This is a genomic window from Bacteroides congonensis, from assembly GCF_900130125.1.
Taxonomy (GTDB): Bacteria; Bacteroidota; Bacteroidia; order Bacteroidales; family Bacteroidaceae; genus Bacteroides; species Bacteroides congonensis.
Map to the genome: position 1 here is coordinate 1420399 of NZ_FQXY01000011.1, position 21730 is coordinate 1442128.

Sequence of the window (21730 nt, forward strand, 5' to 3'; positions counted from 1 at the left end):
AAATATGAAAATAAATAACGCAAAGAAATCCCTCAGATTATTCGGACTCCTGCTTTTACTTGTATTGCCGGGGTTGCAAACGATGTTTGCCGGGCAACCCCCCATGAAATTATGGTATGACAAACCGGCAACCGTATGGATGACTTCCGCCTTGCCCATTGGTAACGGCGAATTGGGCGGCATGTTTTTTGGCGGCGTAGCGAAAGAGCAAATGCAGTTCAATGAAAAAACGCTATGGACAGGGAGTACGGCAAAGCGAGGAGCTTATCAGAATTTTGGCGACTTGTTTCTTGAATTTCCGGAACAACCTTCTACCTATACCGAATATAAAAGAGAATTAAGTCTGGATAATGCCCTTGGTTCCGTGTCGTACAGGCAGAATGGTATCCACTATCATCGTGAATATTTTGCGAGCTATCCCGACAGTGTGATTGTGATGCGGATAACGACTCCCGGAAAAAAAGGAAAACTCTCTTTTTCCGTTCGGTTGGCGGATGCTCATCCGGGCGTTACGAAAGCCGGAGGGAACAAGATAACGATAAGCGGAACTCTTGATTTGCTTTCCTATGAGGCACAAGCCGGAGTATGGAATGAAGGAGGAACGCTGGCGGTAGAAGGAACTGAAATCAAGGTATCGGATGCCGATGCCGTTACCATATTGTTGTCTGCTGCAACAAATTATAGTATTCATTCTTCTAGTTATCTCGGAGAGTCGAAAGAACAGTTGCACCGGAGAGTTTCACGAAGAATAGCGCAGGCAGGTGAAAAAGAATATAAAGAATTGAAGCAAGTTCATCTGGCAGACTATTGTCCGAAATTCAATCGTGTGAAATTGGACTTAGGAGGGAAAATGCCTGATATTCCTACCGACTTGCTGGTCAGTGAACATAAGGAAAGCGTGTATTTGGATATGTTATATTTTCAATATGGACGTTATCTGATGCTGGGTTCATCCCGTGGGATGAGTTTGCCTAATAATCTACAGGGGATTTGGAATAATGATAACCGTCCCGCCTGGCAGTGTGATATTCATACGAATATCAATATACAGATGAATTATTGGCCTGCGGAAAATACAAATTTGTTGGAGTGTCATCATCCTTTCCTGGATTATATAGCGACGGAAGCCCGAAAGAAAGACGGAAGTTGGCAGAAGGTAGCCCGGAAAGAGAACCTGCGGGGCTGGTCTATGAAGACTCAAAGTAATATTTTTGCATTTACCGATTGGAACATCAACCGTCCCGTCAATGCCTGGTTCTGTATGCATCTATGGCAACATTTTGCTTATAGTGCGGATACTGTTTATCTTAAAGAGACAGCATTCCCGGTGATGCAGGCTGCTTGCGAATACTGGTTCGACCGTTTGAAGAAAGATGATAAGACAGGCAAATGGATTGCTCCTGCCGAATGGTCACCGGAGCAGGGACCATGGGAAGATGGAGTGACTTATGCACAACAACTGGTTCGGGAATTATTCGACCAGACATTAAAAGCCGCGGAGATTGTCGGCTCGGATTCTTCTTTCAAGAGGGAATTGAAGGATAAATATGAGAATTTGGATTATGGACTTGTGATTGGCGATTGGGGACAGATTCGTGAATGGAAGAACCATGCTGATATAAAGGGAGATGATCATCGTCATTTATCACATTTGATGGCTTTGTATCCGGGGAATCATATTTCGTACCATTTAGATAAAACTTATGCTGACGCGGCTAAAACGTCACTCGAGTCTCGGGGCGACCAAGGAACAGGATGGAGTCGTGCATGGAAGATAGCATGTTGGGCACGTTTGTTTGACGGGGAACATGCCTATCGGTTATTAAAGTCCGCACTTAGCCTCTCCACTCTGACAGTGGTAAGCATGGACAATAGTAAAGGAGGAGTGTATGAGAACTTGTTGGACTCTCATCCCCCGTTTCAGATTGACGGTAATTTCGGAGCGACAGCGGGAATTGCAGAAATGTTGCTTCAAAGTAATTTGGGTTTCATTCAACTTGTGCCGGCTTTGCCGGAAGCTTGGTCCTGCGGAGAATTTACTGGCTTGAAAGCTGTCGGAAATTTTACGGTTAGTCTTTTATGGAAGAGCGGTAAGCCGGCGAAGTGCCGTGTCTATTCCGGTTCGGGAAATGAATGTAAGGTCTATTGTCCGGCAGGAATGAGAATCACTGCTGTCAAAGATAAGTCCGGGAGAAAGATAGATTTTACATCAACAGGAGAACTGGTTGCTTTTTCTACACAGAAAGGAGAAGAATATAAGCTTATTATCGCTTCTAAATAAATAGTTTATAAGGTGGTTTCAGTCTTCATCCACTTTCGGAATAGACTGATGGAAAGGCTCTAACGGCTGAAAGCAAGCGTTTATACAAGGACGGATTGCTTTCAGTTGTTATTTTTGTGTGAACCTACGGCATCCTATGTATAAGATTATGGCTAAAGATAATGTTCTCTACAGGTAAATAGTTTCACCCCTACTTGAAACTAAAAGTTTCACGCCGAGAAACTAATCGTTTCAAGGCATGAAACAAAACTTTCCTCTACATGTGTGGCTGAATAGGTCGTATAGTAATATTGTAACGACCAATATCTTCGATGAAAAGGGCGTTTTTTGTATTTATGAGCTCTTATGTTACTATTCTTACATCATTTGTTACCACATTACCATTTCAAATTACTGCCTTGCCCTACTTTTGCTGCATCAATCATTGAATAAAGTGAATGCTATGAACCAACATGCAACTACATTTGAAGAATTCTTTTCAGAATGTTATCTCCAATATCGGATTGTAATCCGGCGTTATATTGCATCTCGAATTAATCATTCGTGTGATGCGGAAGATATGATGCAGGACGTCTTTTTGCGCTTATGGGAATATCGGGCATTTGTAAATAAGGAGACGGTTCGCCCCTTACTTTTCACGATAGCACAGAATTTAATCATAGATAAAATTCGTCGGTATTATAAAAAAGAGGATTTCGTCACCTATATATATAATGTACAGGAACAAGGACGGAATTTGACAGAGGAACAGATGAACCTAAAAGAATTGAAAGTCTTGCATGAAAGGATTATTGAGGTTTTGCCGGAAAAACGGCAGCAGATTTACAAATTAAGTTTTTATCAGGAGATGCCTAACCACCTTATTGCCCAAAAACTATCTCTTTCTATTCGTACGGTGGAGGGACAATTGCTACTTTCTCGTAAATTTGTACGCAATCATTTATGCGGGCAATATGCTGTCACTGGCTAATAACATTAAAGATTGTATAATTAGAAAATAGAATATTCAAATAGTTAAAATTAAATTTAGAAACCATGAAAAGTAGAATTCTGTTGATGATGGCTATCCCTTTATTGTTGGTGGCTTGCAGCAAAGATGATAATGGGGACGACGGAAGAGAAGAGACTGCGACTGTGCCTGTTGCGTTTGTAGCAAGTATTCAGGCGGAAACAGAAACTCGTGTGACTGTGAATAATGGCTGGGCGAACCTTTCTGATAGTAGGGTAGCGATTGTAATAGACGGAACCATGAAGGAATACACCGTGAATGAACTGGGAGAGGTGACTTCGGATAATCCGTTTTATTGGGGAGAACAAGAAAGTACCGTTGTAGATGCCTGGTATCCATTCAATGATGGGGTAAAGCCAGAAATAATAACAGTATGTGCCGACCAAAGTATTCGTGAGAACTACGAAAAAAGCGATTACCTGGAAGTACTGAGGGCTACGGTATCTCCGAGAAAAAATGAGTTGACTTTTACGCACCGTACTACGAAAGTAGTTTGCTCATTGGATTTTGAACTGGATGAAGCCAAAGGGGCTAAGGTTGTTTTTAAGAACTTGGCGGGAGTAGATGAAGGAAAGAACGTGACCTCTACCGACAAGTTTCGTGCCCTTCTAGTACCTCAAACGATTCCGGCAGGTACGAAATTTTTAGAAATCACCGCCAGTATAACGGGAAAACACATTTATACACTGGAAAAAGACTTGGTCTTGAAAAAAGGCTGTCTGCAACAAATATATCTCACTGTTACTCCCCAGGGAGTGACTGCCTTGTTTCCGGCTCCCGGCGCATGGGTTGCCGATAGTGAAGAACTGGAAGGACAAAGTCCCGATGCGAAGCCCGGCGGTAATGGTAGCTGGAACGGAAGTACGGATAATGAGACTGTAAACGGAGAAACTCCGGAGGCGAATTCCGGCAATGGTGGCGGTAGCTGGGCAGGAGATAATGAAGAAGTAGAAGCTAAATGAGAATGAACAATATGAAAATAATAAATATAAATAGAATCATCATGAGAACACAATTTTTTAAATTATCATTGATAGCAATAGCTGTGGCAGCGTTCTTCGTTAGTTGCAGCCAGGATGAAGAGTCTGTAAAAACGGCACAAGGAAATAATGTTTTGGTAGTATCCGCCCAAGTGCAGGATTTTATATCGGATGCAGCGACACGTGTGGCGGACGAAGCAGACGGGAATGGCGGTTATATCACCCGGTTTGAAGCAGGTGATAAGATAGGCATTTATGTGATTGACGAAAACGGAGAATTTATGTGTAAGAATATGCCTATGACTTGTATGGCAGACGGCACTTGGACGGCTGATAATAATCAGAAATTATATTTCTACAAGAATGCCGCCTATATTGCCTATTCACCATATAATGAAGACTTGTCCGGACAGAGTATTGCCTCTGCGGAAGATATTAAAACCTATTTTACCGACCATGTTCTTGGCGTGGAAGGAAAGACTTATGCGGATTGTGATTTGATGACTGCTTCTGTTACCACTGACGGGGATTGGACTACTCCTGTCATTACTTTTGATTTCTCCCATGCCATGTCAATGGTAGAATTTCGTATTCCTGTTCAACAGAAGTATATCACATCTAAGGGATATGAATATTATGGTCCGATGTTGGTATCTGACATTGTGCTGAAACAAGCGGTAGGCGACAATGCGGCAACAGTGATAAATGCGACAAAATTAAGCGGCAGCGTCTTCCGTAGCTTGCTTGCTCCGTCCGAAGAGGCTATGACGTTTTCCGGAGAATTTAAAACGAATGCCACTACACCTGTCTATTTTTCCACGAGTGCTGACAAGAAATTTATCCCTGCTGCGGGTAAGTTCAAGAAAATAACGGTAACGTATGAAGGTAGTCCCTCGGAAGAAGTACAAAAAAGGGATATCGCAGTAGGTGATTATTACTATGCTGACGGAAGCATCGTGCCGGGGGATAATGAAAAGATTCCTGCTGAAAAATGTATTGGAATAGTGTACAGTACGGATATGGAAGGAAGTGATACCGGAAAAGAGAATGGATATGTCATTGCTTTGCAGTATGCTGTTCCTGTTGTGAATAATAGTGCGAAAGAACAATTCTGGTGGAATGGAGATAGTAATGTTACAGGCATTATTCCACGTTTTGACGACCAGGATACAGAGGCTGAATATGATTTTGACGCTATGCTGGCTGATATGAATGGATATACGGTAAAAACAAAACTGGAAGCATTGGGAGAGGAAACCTTCAAGAAATTCGAAGCATGTTATTACGGTGCTTATCCACAGATTGAAATACCGGCAAACACAAGCGGATGGTATTTACCTACATTGGGACAGCTCACTCTTGCTTTCCGCAATCTGACTGAGAAAGCTACCGGGGGCACTCTTGCTGAGGCTACGACTGGTAATATGGTGGGAACTGATGCAACTACTCTTACTTCACTTGTAGGGCTGTTTACTAAAGCTGGTGGAAGAGATTTTATGTATGGGACGACCTATTGTATCTGGACTTCTACGGAGAAGTCGGATGGAAATGCCTGGGCTTTAAAGAGCAATAACGGGCGGATTGAAGCCAGTGCATTGGCGAAAGTAAATCAAAAATCCCGTCAGATGTATATTTTCCCTGTTTTCAGTTTCTAGTGGTGACGAACTTAAATATAATAACATGAAAAATGTTTTTCTGGCCTCTTGTTTGGGTAGAGGTGTTTTTACAGTAATGCTTGCTTTATTCTTCTTATTAGGAAAGAATATGCCGGTATATGCTGGCCTGCCACATATCGGTGAGGCAGCACAGTCGATAAATGTGAAGGGACAGGTGTTTGACCCCACTGGTTTTCCTGTTATCGGGGCTTCTGTCTTTGAAAAAGGAACGACAGGCAAAGGGGTGATTACTGATTTGGATGGTAATTTTATGTTAACCGTTTCTTCTCCGAAAGCTATCATTGTGATTTCGTACATTGGATTTAAAACGCTGGAGGTGCCGGCTTCGGATGCCGGACTTCGGAAAATAGTATTGAAAGAGGATACGGAAGTGCTGGACGAAGTTGTCGTGGTAGGGTATGGCACACAGAAAAAGGCGACCTTGACCGGTTCTATAGAACAAGTAAGCAGTAAAGCGCTGGAAAGTCGTGCCATCACGAATGTCGGGGTAGCTCTTCAAGGACAGACACCGGGATTGGTGGTAAGCCGCGGCTCTTCACGCCCGGGTAATGAAAGCCTTTCTTTCAAGATACGTGGTGCGACGTCTGTCAACGGAGGTTCACCGTTGATTATTATCGACGGAGTACCAGCACTGAACGATGCTTCATTTCAAAATATGAACTCGGACGATATTGAAAGTATCACCGTCCTGAAAGACGGTTCGGCTTCCATCTATGGTGCGAAAGCTGCCAACGGCGTTATCTTGGTAACTACCAAGAGGGGAAAAGGGAAAGTAACGGTAGATTACAGTTTCAACATGCGTTTCAGTACTCCGGGAATTACAAACTTTTCTCCAAGCATGTCCGAGTATGCCAGTATCTGGATTGAGGCAAACAAAGAAGAACGGGTACCTAACTGGTGGGGATGGCTTTCGGAAGAGAACATGCTGAAGATGCAGCAAGGCATCGAAGGGATTTATCCTACTTATTGGGGAGATATTTTTATAGGCAATGCCAATCGGCTGGATGAGATGTTTGCCACTCGTTTCTCTTATCAACATAATCTTAGCGCTTCCGGTTCTACAGAAAAATCGGAGTATCGTATTTCGGTAGCCTATGCCGACAACCAGGCTAACTTGGCGACAGCCTATGATGGGCAGAAACAGATTAACCTTCGATTGAACTATGGAATAAAAATGACTGACTGGTTGAAACTGGAAACTTCTGCCAGTATGGTCAAAACTGATACCGAATCTCCCTCTGTCGGGTTGGATAATAGCATGTACGGATATGATATGCCTTTCTTTCCGGCAAAGAACCCCTACGGGCAATGGTATGCCAATTTCGGGACAGTGGGAAATCGCCAGGCAGTTGCCGCCACTTCGGAAGGCGGACGCGATAATAAAACAAACCTGACTACCCGTGTGGACTTGAAAGCGATAGCCGATATTTGGAATGGGATTAGCTTTGAAGGGATGGTTTCATTTCAGAATGAGGAATACCGGCGGGAACGTTATGTGCTTCCCGTATCCACTTATGACTGGTTCGGCAATCCGGCGGACTATGCCGTACTTGATGCTACAAATACCTCTTTGGCTAATACGACCAATCCGGCGAAGATTCAGGAAGGGAACAATCCGGGTTATTTGCTTCAATCCGACAACAGGCTTTATCAGTATTATTCGGCTCTGTTGAAGTATAACAAGACATTTAAGGAAGTACACAATATCTCCGCCATGATGGGTATTAATGCGGAGAAATGGGTGAATAAGAAAACGGCGGCGGCTCGTGAAACGTTTGCCGATAATGGTGTTTACGACCTTAACCTGGCAAGCGGCGCACAAGGAAATAGTGGTGGAAAATCGCAAAACGGAACTTATTCATATATAGCTAAAGTGAATTATAACTATGCGGAAAAGTATCTGATTGAATTAATGGGACGTCGTGACGGAAATTCTAAGTTTGCAGACGGGCATCGTTTTAAGAATTTCGCTTCCGCATCTGTCGGTTGGGTGTTCACACAAGAAGACTTTATGAAATTCATTACTCCGGTGGTCGATTTTGGTAAAGTACGTTTCAGTTATGGTAGTTCCGGTAATGATGCGGGCTTGGGAGATTATGATTATCTTTCTACTATCAACCAAGGTACTACCATATTAGGATTGCCTGCCAATTCACTGGTATCGAGCGGCTTGAATAATTCTGGACTGATTAGCTATACACGTACTTGGGAAAAGGTGGAACAGAAGAATTTCGGTATTGACTTTGCCTTTTTACGTAATCGGCTTACTACCAGCTTCGACTATTTCATCAAAGACAATAAAGGAATGCTTTCACCGGTTACTTATCCGGCAGTGTTGGGTGGTAAAGCGCCAAAAACGAATAGCGGACATTTGAATGTGAAAGGATGGGAATTCACTCTCGGATGGCGTGATACACTGAAAGATTTCTCTTACTTTATCAATATGAATGTCAGTAACACGAAAACGATGCTGAAAGACCTTGAAGGCGCTGATAGTTACGGAGGTGGTAAAAATGGAACCGTAAACGGATACCCTCTGAACTCTTATTTTTTATACCGTACGGACGGTTATTTTAAAAACCAGACAGAGGTGGACCGCTATTATGCCCTATACGGGGCGGGAGGAGCTTCCCTGTCTAATGTCAAGCAGGGTACTACGAACGAATTGCGTCCGGGTGATACCAAGCGCGTTGATTTGAATGGAGATTATAAAATAACGGATAATGGCGTTACGGATAGCGATTTACAGTTTATGGGGGATGCAGACCCGCATTATGTATTTGGTATTACGATGGGAGGAAGCTGGAAAGGGTTTGATTTGAATATGCTCTTTCAGGGTGTCGGCAAGCAATATATTGTACGCGGAGGATGGATGGCATATCCTTTTGCAGCGCAATACAGTAATCAAAACCCGAATTTCCTCGGACAAACATGGACAGAAAACAATCCGAACGCAAAATATCCGCGTCTGACTTCTAACTCGGAACATGCCAAATGGAATTATTTAAATAATGACTTCATGCTTCAGAACAATCGTTATATCCGTTTGAAATCACTGGTTGTCGGCTATACGCTGCCACAACAATGGAGCCGTAAAGCCAGGTTGGAGAAAGTCCGTGTTTATTTCTCCGGTAACGATTTATGGGAAGCAACCAGCATTAAAGACGGTTTTGACCCGGAAATGGGGGAAATGTCTCAAAATTCAGGCTATCCGTTCAGTAGAACCTGGTCATTTGGTGTGAATGTGAGCTTTTAATTAATTCAACGACTCTTAAAATAAGAAAGATTATGAAAATTAAGATAGTATATACAATGGCTTTAGTCATGTTGCTGGGAATGTCATCCTGTCAAAATACATTCCTTGATTTAGAGCCACTGGATACACGGACGGATGCGGTATATTTCAAACGTGCCAGCGATTTCAACGAGTATGCTCTTAGCTTTTACGGACAACTCCAGGGGTGGGGCTCACGTTATGGAAGCATATATAATTATATGGACGTTTCATCGGATTTGTCAACCTATATGCAGTATTCACAGGATTTGGCGCGTGGTACTGTCCAGATTCCTTACTCCGACGAACGATGGGATAAGTGCTATGAGAATATACGTACGGTCAATATCCTTTTGGAGAAGGCAAATGATTATCCCGGAAAGCGCGAGGAAATCGGGCGATATATTTCGGAAGCTTATTTCTTCAGAGCTTATACCTATTTCTATTTATTGAAATTCTTTGGCGGAGTGCCCGTGGTGACTACTGTGATGGATGTCGATTCTCCGGAACTAACGGGACCGCGTAATAGCCGTTACGAAGTAGTTGACTTAATTCTGTCTGATTTGAACCGGGCAATCGATGGTCTTCCCGTTGAACAAAGTATTCCGGTTACGGAAAAAGGGCGTATCAGTTATTATGGGGCAAAAGCGTTCAAGGCGCGTGTTTTGCTTTATGAAGCTACCTGGCGTAAATATAATGGGACGTCTACGGATTATGAAGGCTCTGCAGGTCCGGCTTCTGAACAAGTCAACGATTTTTTGGATGAGGCAATCTCCTTGTGTGACGACGTGATGGCAAACGGAAAGTATTCTATATGGAATTATAACAGTGTCAGTGCAATGAAGAATATGAGCAGCCGTTATCTCTTCTGTCTGGAAGATGCCGACAGTAATCCGGCAGGGCTGGGCAAAAGTTCCAATAATGAGTTTATTATTTATGGCGTATATGACAAAAGCCTCAGACCGGGCGCTACGAATATAAACCAGACCGTATCAAAAATGGACGCAAGCCGTAAACTGGTAGATATGTTTCTTTGTACGGACGGGCTGCCTGTCGCTTTATCTTCTAAATTCAAAGGATATGCCACGCCGAGTGCCGAATTTAAGAATCGCGATTACAGGTTGAAATCCTATATTGGTGAGCCGGACGATAATAAGACATTGACGGACGGGCGTTCAGGTTATTCAAATGCCAAGTTCTATCATGCGCATACGGCCAAAGATAAGGAAGAATCTTCCAATTATCCGGTGCTCCGGCTGGCGGAAGTTTTTCTGACGTATGCGGAAGCGTTGTATGAGAGAAACGGTGAAGTGACAGATGTACAACTCAATCGTTCTATTAATATATTGAGAGGGCGTGCCGGAGTCGCTAATCTGACAAATCAGTTTATCACTGAGCATGAATTGGATATGCTGACGGAAATTCGTAGGGAACGGACTGTAGAACTGTATATGGAGGGTTACCGTTTTGACGATTTGAAACGTTGGGGTATTGCTGAACGGGAATTGAATGTTGCGCATTGCGGCATGGTAGTGGGGGACGCATTATATCCTACTACTTTCAAGGATAAGAATGGAAATCCCACAAGCCTGTATTCTATATACAAATATCCCTATGGAGAAACATCTGTTCTCACCGGAGTCGGGCTGAGTAAGTGTGTTGTTATAGAAAGCCAGGAGAACCTAAACTTTTCCAAGACCCATTATTTATGGCCTGTTCCGCAACAACAGATTAATATGAATCCGAACTTGAAACAGAACCCCGGATATTAATTAGTACCTTTGAACATTAACCGTTAATAACATTGGATTATGAGATACTTGTTGTACCAATCATTATATATATACATTGCCTTGGGGCTTTCCGCACTACTGTTCAGTTGTGAGGGAGAAGGCAAATATCAGAACTATGTATATCCCGTACCCGTCGTGGATGAAATATATCCAGAGAGCGGATATGAAGCAGACCATGTTGCTATCATGGGGACTAATTTCGGAGACAGGAAAGAACCCGTGAAAGTCTTTTTTGGCGGAGTGGAAGCCGCGAATATTATTTCATGTAAGAATAACTGTATCATTGTAGAAGTTCCTTCCGAAGCGCGGACCGGAGATGTGTCCTTGCAAGTGTGGACACACACGTTGGAGAGTGTCGGACAATTTACGGTGATTCCTACTCCTGTCATCACTTCCATTCTGTCGAACAATGCGAATGGGGAAGCTTTTGCAGTGGGAGGAGATGAAGTAAGGATTGTCGGAAGCGCTTTCGGCATGAGTGAAGAGGGCGTGACGGTAACTATCAATGGCAAACTTGCCGAGATTCTTTCTATCAGAGATTCTGAAATCACAGTCGAGGTTCCCGAAAATTATGGTTCGGGTGTCGTGGTAGTGAATGTGAACGGCTATAAAGTGGAGGGAACATCGTTAATCGACCCAAGTACGTCAGGAGATGTGACAAGATTGTTCTTGAAAAACTACAAACAACCTTTCCAACGTTCCGACGCAGGCGACGCAGAGTGGGGAATGGCTGCCGGCTGGCTGACGAACACCAACTTTAACGGCAATTCCCTTCAATTTACGGATGATGAACCGAGCGGAGTGTTAGCGATGGTAGGAGCGAATAATAAATGGAACGGAGCTCTTTATCAGTTGACCGTATTGCCACAAGGTGAATATGAAATAACGGTGGACGTAGCGGCTACTACTACCTATGGTGGAAGATACGGTACGAAATTTGCGATAGTGAAGGGCAACGATACTTTCCCGGGACTGATAGGAGGATGGAGTTTTGAAGATACTACGAACGTTTTGTGTGAAATAGATTTGAGCAAGGGTTCTCAAAACACGGTAGTGTCTGGTACTTATTCAACGACAATGGTGGTAGATGGTACTTATCCTGTAACTATCGGATTCGCTACCATGTTGGCTAACTACAACTATGTGAAAGTTTCGGGCATTAAGATTGTTAAAAAATAGAACGAAGATTATGAACAGATTATATTATCTATTGATTTTGTTGTCTCTGACATGGCTCACTGCTTGTGATGAAGGGGGCACGGAGAATGTGTATTTGCAACAGCAGGATAGTTCTTTCGCTGTAACTGGCGTTAGTCCGGCGGAAGGATATATTGGCGGGCAATTTACAATAACCGGAACTGATTTTGGTGGGTCTAAAGAATTATTAAAGGTATATATCGGTGATTTTCAGTGCGAACTCATCACTTGCACAGATGAAAAGTTGGTAGTGCAGATACCTGAAGAAGCTGTGACTGGCAAAATATTACTGAAAGTCGTAAAGAAGATGGTAGATAGCGGCTATACGTTCACTGTGCTGGACAATCCCATCTTGATTCCGGCGAATACGGAAGGATATTTGAATGGAGAATTAATGTTTGCTTGTAGCGGCATGCCTGTTACGCCCGAACATTTGGAAGTGGCATTTGGGGAACTGAAAGCTGAAATCCTGTCGGAATTCTATGAGATGGATGAGTCGGGCTCGGGTACTATGGTTGTGAAGATACCCAATAGATTATCTGTTGGGGCAACGGATATTACTGTGAATCTCTTCGGAAGAGAAATATATAAGGAGAAATATACCATACTTCCCACTCCGAGCATTACATCCGGAAATAAGTTGACTACCATTGGAGCGATTATCATCTTCACCGGAGAAGGATTTGAACCGTTCAGTGGGGAAGGTAAAGTGAAAGTTGACTTTAACGGCACGGAGGTCGTGCCGGAATCCGTTACGGCAACTTCAATCGCGGTGAAAGTGCCGGATGGATTTGAAGGTGGTGAAGTATTTGTTAAAATAGAAGGAATACCGGATATAGAAGCCGGAATGGTCCATATTCTGAAACCTTCGGCAGAAGGTGATATAACGGCACAGGTATTGCAAAATAGCACTCAGCCATTTACCCCGACAAACGGCAGTACTCCTGATGGCTGGATTTTTAACGATAAATTTACAGGGCCGGCATTGGAGTGGTCAAAAGATGTCGTGAATGGTTTGATACTTTTGCAGTCCGGCTGGGCATGTCCGGTGAAGGAGAATGCTAAGATGTATCAAATAGTGTCACTTCCGGCAGGAACATATAAGTTTAAATTGTCGATAGTGGAGTGTGGCAGTAATAGTGGTAATTTTGGAGCTTCATTTGTCATGGCAAAAGGAAAGGCCACTATTCCGGATTTATCGAAGCAAAATGATGGCACATGGAAACTTTCGGATGAAAGTAATGTATTGGGCTCTTGTTCGATAGTAGAAACCTGGAAAGAGTATGACGGACTGACTTCTGTTTCCTGCGAAATGGAGGCGACACTGACAGAAGAAACGGAAGTGACGATAGGTTTCGTTACGCAGATGACTGGTCAGGGTTGGGTGAAACTCTCGTCCATAGAGGTTAAATGGGCAGAATAATGATGTATGACGTACTTAAATAGAAGAATATGAAAAAGAAATATTTCCTTATTGCCGTTTGGGCGTGTCTGGCGGCATGTGGTGATGGCATCGATATGCCTTCAATAAACGCGGAAACCGACTTGGACAAGATTCCCCTGCCCGATACGGGAGAGTTGCTGATTCCCCTGAAAGATGAATCGGAACCGATGATTCATTGCGGAGGTTTGCATACGGAAGAGGACTTTGAACGTATCAGGGAAAATTTGAATTCCGAACCTTGGAAGTCGGGATATGAGTTATTGGAAACAAACGGGTATGCGCAGCTAACTTATAATCCGGCTCCGGTAGAGACAATTATCAGGAATGACGGTGGAGGTAGTAATTTCATGAATGCGGCGAGAGGCGCGGCTGCCGCTTATCAGTTGGGGCTACGTTGGAAAATATCGGGTGATACCCGCTATGCAGACCGTGCGGTGTATGTGTTGAACAGTTGGGCATATAAATGTACGGGAATAACCGGTGATACAAATAGTTATCTTGCCTCAGGTATTTACGGATATGAGTTTGCTCTTGCCGGAGAACTGTTGAGAGATTATGAAGGATGGAGTGGGGATGATTTTAAGAACTATCAGGACTGGATGGTTAAGGTTTTCATTCCCGCCAATAAGGATTTTCTGGAGCGTCACAACGGAACTCCTGCCGGACATTATTGGGCGAACTGGGGCTTGTGTAATGTCGCTTCTATTATCGCTGTCGGTATTTTGGCAGACCGGCGTGATATTTATAATTATGGCATCAAGCATTTGCAAGCCGGTGAAACGAATGGAAATATAAACAAGGCGATTTATCATGTGTTTGACGGAGAAGATGCTAATTTGGCCCAGTGGCAGGAAAGTAACCGTGACGCAGGACATACGTATATGTGTCAGGGGTTATTGGGAGCAATTTGCCAAATGACTTGGAACCAGGGCGATGACTTCTTTGGTTATAAAGATAATATGCTTTTGAAGGCATGTGAATATACGGCAAAATATCATATCGCCAATATGGATGTACCGAATATCCCTTATACAAGGGAATATTTAAGTAATTGGGGAATTGCTTATGAAGAATATCCTACGATTGCCGACCGTAGTGCTATGGAACGTCCTATTTGGGCATTAGTTTACAATCATTATGCAAAACTGAAAGGCGTAGCTTCCGATAAATATAAGTACACTAAAATGGGAATGGATTATTGCTTCCCTGAAGGGGGAGGTGGTCAGTATGGCGAAACCAGTGGCGGATATGATTACTTGGGTTGTGGCACTTTGATGTATTCAAGATGAAGAATTTAGCTTTTATATTTTCACTACTTTGCATGTCCGTTCAATACGGGCATGCCCAAAAGAATATGGCAACCGGTACGGAAAACAGGACATATCAGGCTATGGTGTTTGACCCTTTACTGGATCTGGATGTTGTCATTCAACCGATGCCTGAACAAGAAGTCTGGACAAGTACCTATATGTGGTATCCGGGACAATTGGCTGCCTTTTTTCAGCAGCAATGCAGGGAACTGTCAAAAGTTCGTTGCGTGAATGTCGGCTATCCCGGAAAATTCTTTGCGAAGAAGAATCAGGCTTATTTTAAGAAAGAAGTCAATCTGGAAACTGACGTTCGACTAGAGTGGGCAGGACCGGAGAAGATAATACTTTATGTAAATGAAGAAAAACAATCTACGCCTGATAATGAAATAATCCTGAAGCCGGGAAAGAATCGTTTGATGTTTGAAGTCAGTACCCGGCAATCACTTCCGTGTATTCTGCTGAAAGGGACTACTGAACTGGAGAGCCCGGATAAGTGGCAAGTCAGTATGGATAAGAAATATTGGACATTGCCGGAGAGTGCCCCGGAATATAATAAACCGGGGATACTTCCCGATAATACGCCGGAGATTACTGCACGGATAAAACCGGCGCAAATCCTGCCGCTCCGTAATTCATTTCCGATGGGGAAGGCAGCAGTGAATATCGGTAAGAACGGATTGGCTTTAATTGATTTTTTTCATCTGGAGATAGGGACACTTGCTTTTCAAGCAAAAGGCAAGGGCAATGTAATTGTTCGTGTGGGCGAAACACCGGAAGAAGCCCTGAATAAGAATGAGCGTCTCTTTGAACAAAGGGGAATCGCTCCTTTTGAACTGACCGGGGAAAGAACCATTATACATGTGCCGGAACGGGCGTTCAGATATGTTTCGCTGGAATGTAGCGAAGGAGCTGAAATATCGGATGTTTGTTTCAATGCTTCATTGTGGCCTGTGGAATATCAGATGCAGTTTGAGTCGGACAATGAATATGTGAATAATCTTTTCAGAATGGCGGGAGCTACTCTTCATACCAGTATGCATCGTTTTTACCTGGATGGTGTGAAACGTGATTTCTTGCCTTGGTCTATGGATGCTATTGTCAGTACGCTTGCCGGAGATTATTTATTTGGCGACCAACAAGTTTCAAAGAATGGCATTTCTATTTCGCTCCTGCCGTCGCATCCTCAGAAATCCGATTTGGGGATTACGGATTATCCTTTGCACGCACTTATCGGCCTCAAACAAAATTATTTGAGATACGGGGATATGGAGACTTCTCTGCAATACAAGGATAGAATCATGGAATTGATAAATTTCTACGATTCGGTGGTCGATGAGAATGGATTTTTGCATGGACAGGTGAGCCCTACCGGATTTATTCCCGGATGGGCGACAAAAAATGGGCCGGACGGAAAAGGGATGGCTTCTTATGCGCAAATCATGCTCTATTATAATTATCGTATAGTGGCTGATTTCTGCGATTTATGGCAGGACAGGGCATCAGCAAAGAAATATAGGAAGAAAGCGGAGAACCTTAAAAGAAATATAGTTGAAAAATTTTGGGACAAAGAGAAAAAGGCATTCATTAATGGTACGGAGAGGAAAGGGGAACAAGACAAACGAATTTCTCTTCATGCACAGTATTGGGCTATTTTAGCTGATATATTCCCCAAAGAAGATTATGATAATTTGTTTGAGAAGGTATTGCCGGATATTCCTTATTATTACCAGGATATTAGTTATGAAAAAGGCTATGAGTTGATGGCTTATGCAAAAGCCGGGCGGATAAAGGAAATGTGGGGTTTGATAGACAGGGTTTTTGGAGATTGGATGAGACAGGGACATACCCGGTTTCCAGAGAATTTCTCACCGGAAGCATCGTATGAAAAACAACTTCAGTTTTATAGCCGTCCGTTCGGATTAAGCCTTTGCCACGGAGCGAATGGAGTCCCGCCTGTGGTTGGTGTATTGCATGGTATATTAGGATTTATGCCGTCCGATGAAAGGAGTAATGAATATACGATTCGTCCCGAGCTATTAACGCTTCAATGGGTGAATGCCCGTATTCCTGTAAAAGAAGGAACTATTGTACTCCGGTTAAAAGCGGAAGGAGAAAGTGAAATCAGTATACCCGAAGGATGCATTGTAAATTTGGTGATGCCGGATGGGAAGAGTACCCGCAAGTTGAAGAAAGAGGGAAATTATACGTTCAGTTTGGAAAGTGGAAAATAAATTGTAACTAAAATGCAGGGTTAATTGTATGAAGACGACGAATTGGTTTAAAATACTTCTTGTTTTATTTATTTTATGTTTTTCAGGAGAATATGTTTATTCCCAACGAGTCAGGGAAAACTTTGACTTCCACTGGAATTTTCACAAAGGAGACATCGCTATCAAACGCGCCGTAAAAGCCGGAAGGCAAGGAGGCATAACTGACGCTAATATAAAGGTGGTTACCGGAGAAGAGGTCATTATTGCTTATTCTGACAGGAACAAAGTGGTAGAGTATAAACCGAGTGATTGGAAAAGTGTGAATTTACCGCATGACTGGCTTGTTGAAGAGCCATTTGTACATGATAACACATTAGGCAGTTCACCTGCTTCTAACGGATATTTACCTGTGGGTATTGGCTTTTACCGGAAAGAATTTGAAATACCGGAGACTGACAAGGGAAAAGAGATAACGATTGAATTTGATGGAATCTTTCGGAATAGTACGGTTTGGGTGAATGGGCATCTGATGGGAAATCATTCCAGTGGTTATATTCCTTCTTTCTATGATTTGACAGATGTTTTACGTTATGGCGATGAAGGAAAGAATGTCATATTAGTAAAAGTGGATGCTACTGATTATGAAGGTTGGTGGTATGAAGGCTGTGGCATTTATAGGCATGTATGGTTAACGAAGACGAATAAACTGCATGTTGCCCGGTTTGGTACATATGTTACGACTCGAGAAGTCTCGGAGAAAGAGGCGGTAGTAAATATTGAAACTTGTATTCGGAACAGTGATAATAGTTCTAAGTATGTAACGCTTGTTTCTAAGATCGTAGATGGAGAAGGTAAACTCTTGGAAACCCAATCTTCAGATATAGAAATAGCTTCATTAAGTCAGGTTCAGTTGGTACAGAATGGTACGATTCTCCGGCCTTTGCTATGGTCGCCGGAAACTCCGGCTCTTTATAAATTGCAGACGGAAATCAAGGAGAATGGAATTGTTGTAGATCACTATGAAACAACTTTTGGAGTCAGGACAGTTGAATTTACCAAAAATGGATTTTTTCTGAATGGCAAGCATTATCCCATCAAAGGAACAGCCAATCATCAGGACTTTGCCGGAGTGGGAGTAGCTGTTCCGGATAAACTGAATGAGTATCGGATAAAACTGCTGAAAGAGATGGGATGCAATGCCTATCGTTCGGCTCATAATCCGCCGTCCCCTGAGTTATTGGCTATTTGTGATCGCCTGGGGATGCTTGTCCTGGATGAAAATCGTTTGCTTTCGAGCACGGAGGATGGTATAAAGGATTTGACCACATTGATTTATAGAGATCGTAATCATCCTTCTGTGTTTATGTGGTGTGCGGAAAATGAGGAATCGCTGGAGGGTACCATTATGGGAGCCCGTATTCTTAAGACAATGGTAGATGTAATCCGAAAGATAGATCCGATGCGTCCTGTAACGGCAGGCATGAACCATGGTTGGAATGAGGGTGGATATAGTGATGTGTTGGACGTGGTAGGCTACAATTACGGACAGCGGGGGATGCAATATGTAAAGGATCATGAGCGGTTTCCTGAACGGAGAATGCTGGTTACTGAATCGACCAGTTTCGTTTCCACACGCGGAGAGTATGAGGATAACAAACAAAAAGGATATGTTTCAAATTTCGGGAAAGGAGTCGGATGGGGAATGTTGCCGGGTACTGATTGGGAACATATAGTCAAGTATCCTTATCTTAGCGGTATGTTTGCCTGGACAGGATTTGATTATCGTGGAGAACCTACACCTTATCAATGGCCTTGTGTGACTTCTCACTTTGGCATCATGGATTTATGCGGTTTTCCGAAAGATGGATATTATGCCTATAAGGCAGCCTGGTGTGACGAACCGCTTGTACATGCGTTCCCGCATTGGAACTGGGAAGCAAAGACCGGGCAGTCTATAAAAGTAGGAACTTATAGTAATTGCGAAGAGATAGAATTGTTTATCAATAGAAAGAGTGTGGGACGGAAGAAAGTCATTCCTTACCATAAAATGGAGTGGGATGTTGTCTATTATCCTGGAACTTTGGAAGTCAGAGGATATAAAGCCGGAAAAGTGGTCACGAAAAAAAAGATAGAGACTACGACGGTAGCTGCTAAATTACAAATGCAAAGCAATACGTATGTATTGAAAGCAGACGGATGTGATGTAGCGGTAGTGAATGTTGCCATCAAGGACAGGAAAGGACGTACAGTACCGATAGCAGATAATTTAGTCAAATTTTCAATTGATGGGCCGGGAAGGATTATTGGAGTAGGAAATGGTAATCCCAGTAGTCATGAACCGGATAAGGCTGAACAACGGAAAGCTTTTAATGGACGTTGTCAAGTGTTGGTACAATCTGATAAGCAACAAGGACAAATAAAACTAACAGCTACTTCCGCAGGCTTGATGGGTTCGGAAATAACTCTTCTTGTTGAATGATGAGAAAGGAGAATACAATAGTGAAAAACAAACTATTTTATTCTCCTTTTTTATCTGCTAAATGTTATCTTTGCTTATCATTTGGGATAAATAGAAATCGAATCATACTATGACTAACAAGATTATATGGATTATTCTGCTTATATGGCTTGGAAATATTCATCATGCAGTACAAGCGCAGCGAAACTTTGTGCACCCCGGCATCACTTACACGAAAGGCGACCTGGATAGAATGAAAGTTATGGTTGCAGCTAAACAGGAACCTTATTATTCCACTTTTCTGAAGCTAAAAGAATCACCTTATTCCTCACTGGCGGCACCGGTCATCGACCGGGGAGAGCAAATCAAAGAAGGGCGTTTTAATGCTACAATCGGAGTGGATGGACGACGGGCACATGATTTGGCCTTGCTTTGGCATCTTACCGGTGACGAAGCGTATGCACGCAAGGCAGTAGAGTATCTGAACGCCAATTCTCACTATACAAACACAAGCAGCCGTGGTACAGGAGCTTTAGACAATGGTAAGATTTACCTGTTGATAGATGCGGCGGAATTGATGAGGGATTATCCGGGATGGGATGCGAAAGAGCAGCAATGTTTTAAAGATATGCTGGTTTATCCGGGGTATAGTCATACGGAAGATTTATTTGCCAAATATGCAAACTATTGGGATGATTCTAAAAATGGAGTTACTTTCTATTGGAATATATATAATTTCGATGCCGCACGTTTCGGCAATCAGGGATTATTTGCCGCGCGCGGCATGATGGCGATGGGTATTTATCTGGATAATGAAGTGATGTATGATCGTGCTTACCGTTATTTGCTGGGAATGGAACATCGTCAGGATGACTTGCCTTATCCTTCCGGCCCGGCAATCAGTAGTGAAGATCCTGTCCGGACTTCCCCTTACATGATAGATTATAAATTGCTGGGAAGGAAAACGGATATTCCCGATTATGGATATGATGAACAATTGCAACACTATATCTATCCCAACGGACAAATCCAGGAATCCAGCCGCGACCAGGGACATGTGCTTGCAGGAGTGCACAATTACGTAGCTATTGCAGAAATGGCATGGAACCAGGGAGACTCCCTGTATAGCTGTCTCAACAATCGTATTTTACTTGGTCTGGAATGGAACTATCGGTATAACTTATCGAGCGTACAGGCTTATGAAGACCAGCAAACATCTTGGGAACCGGTGGGATTTACCAAGAATGTGGACGAAGTAACTTTTGAAAACGGAAAATACCTTCGGATAAAAAGCCGTAGTGGGCGTTGGGAATCTGTGAACGTTTCTCCCCACGGGCGGGGAGATGCTGCAGGAAGTGGCGGAGCCAGGGAAATGGCTTTAGCGCATTATGCTGTACGTGCGGGACTGCCTGTGGAAAAATATACGTGGTTGGAACGTTATCGGGATTATATGATAGAACATCACGGCTGTGAAAACTGGGGAGTAGCTCCGAACTGGTTTTATGAATGGACAGGATGGGGGACACTGGCAAAACGATTAACCCCTTGGATGGCGGGTGAACCGGTCACTTTCGGTTCAGGAGAACGCGTTTCGGGCATACATGCTTTGCCCGGTACTATCCAGGCTGCTGATTATGATTATTACTGTCTGTCCGAGAATCCGGAAGGGCATACTTATCATAATATCGGAACAGAACGCGGGAATGAATATCGTCCCGACGGAGCAGTGGAGTTGGAAAAAGTGAGTAATGAATATGTTGTTACGCACTGTGAAGACGGGGAATGGATGAATTATACGGTAGAGGTTCCATTGAGCGGAGATTATACGATATATGCTGTTTACCGGTCGGAAGGGAAATCTTTGTTGTCGATTGCTTCTGACCAGGGGACGGATACCGGGACAAACCGATTGCCTGCTTCCAAAGGATGGAGAGAAGCAGAAATAGGCAGGCTATCCCTTTCAGCCGGGGCTTGTGTCATACGTTTAAGGATTGATAAGGCAGGACGGGAACTTGCTCTCCGAAAAATAATTGTGAGGTAGAATACGGGGATTTGATTTTTGGTTCGTATCTATAATAGGGACAAATTAAAAAAGATG

General features: G+C 43.2%; 12 protein-coding genes. All 12 read left to right on the plus strand.

The annotated features are described in order from the left end of the window. The first annotated feature begins 4 nt into the window (after window positions 1-4). Complete coding sequence (locus tag BQ7997_RS23205; RefSeq protein ID WP_235817347.1) at window positions 5-2281, plus strand: glycoside hydrolase family 95 protein; 2277 nt, start codon at window positions 5-7, stop codon at window positions 2279-2281. Window positions 2282-2723: 442 nt separating this feature from the next. Then, entirely contained in the window at window positions 2724-3251 is a 528-nt protein-coding gene (locus tag BQ7997_RS23210; RefSeq protein ID WP_073348223.1) for a sigma-70 family RNA polymerase sigma factor, read from the plus strand. A 65-nt stretch (window positions 3252-3316) separates the two neighbouring features. Further along, window positions 3317-4252 carry a fimbrillin family protein gene (locus BQ7997_RS23215; RefSeq protein ID WP_083589337.1) on the plus strand — a complete coding sequence of 312 codons (936 nt, stop codon included), beginning with the start codon at window positions 3317-3319 and terminating at the stop codon, window positions 4250-4252. Window positions 4253-4293: 41 nt separating this feature from the next. Next, entirely contained in the window at window positions 4294-5925 is a 1632-nt protein-coding gene (locus tag BQ7997_RS23220) for a fimbrillin family protein (RefSeq protein ID WP_139260968.1), read from the plus strand. A 109-nt stretch (window positions 5926-6034) separates the two neighbouring features. Continuing rightward, window positions 6035-9202, plus strand: coding sequence for a SusC/RagA family TonB-linked outer membrane protein (locus BQ7997_RS23225; protein WP_317045021.1), 3168 nt, complete (start codon window positions 6035-6037; stop codon window positions 9200-9202). A gap of 32 nt (window positions 9203-9234) precedes the next feature. Then, window positions 9235-10992, plus strand: a complete 1758-nt coding sequence (locus BQ7997_RS23230; RefSeq protein WP_073348226.1) for a RagB/SusD family nutrient uptake outer membrane protein — start codon at window positions 9235-9237, stop codon at window positions 10990-10992. A 39-nt stretch (window positions 10993-11031) separates the two neighbouring features. Beyond that, entirely contained in the window at window positions 11032-12192 is a 1161-nt protein-coding gene (locus BQ7997_RS23235) for an IPT/TIG domain-containing protein (protein WP_073348227.1), read from the plus strand. Window positions 12193-12202: 10 nt separating this feature from the next. Then, the gene (locus BQ7997_RS23240; protein WP_073348228.1) at window positions 12203-13633 is read left to right on the plus strand and encodes an IPT/TIG domain-containing protein; all 1431 of its coding nucleotides are present in this window, start codon (window positions 12203-12205) and stop codon (window positions 13631-13633) included. A 29-nt stretch (window positions 13634-13662) separates the two neighbouring features. Beyond that, complete coding sequence (locus tag BQ7997_RS23245) at window positions 13663-14943, plus strand: alginate lyase family protein (RefSeq protein WP_073348229.1); 1281 nt, start codon at window positions 13663-13665, stop codon at window positions 14941-14943. A gap of 65 nt (window positions 14944-15008) precedes the next feature. Continuing rightward, window positions 15009-17195 (plus strand): alpha-L-rhamnosidase-related protein, encoded by a 2187-nt coding sequence (locus BQ7997_RS23250; protein WP_097677881.1) that lies wholly within the window; start codon window positions 15009-15011, stop codon window positions 17193-17195. Window positions 17196-17223: 28 nt separating this feature from the next. Next, window positions 17224-19653, plus strand: a complete 2430-nt coding sequence (galA, locus tag BQ7997_RS23255) for a beta-galactosidase GalA (RefSeq protein WP_083589340.1) — start codon at window positions 17224-17226, stop codon at window positions 19651-19653. A 109-nt stretch (window positions 19654-19762) separates the two neighbouring features. After that, complete coding sequence (locus BQ7997_RS23260) at window positions 19763-21673, plus strand: alginate lyase family protein (RefSeq protein ID WP_073348230.1); 1911 nt, start codon at window positions 19763-19765, stop codon at window positions 21671-21673. The last annotated feature ends 57 nt before the right edge of the window (window positions 21674-21730 follow it).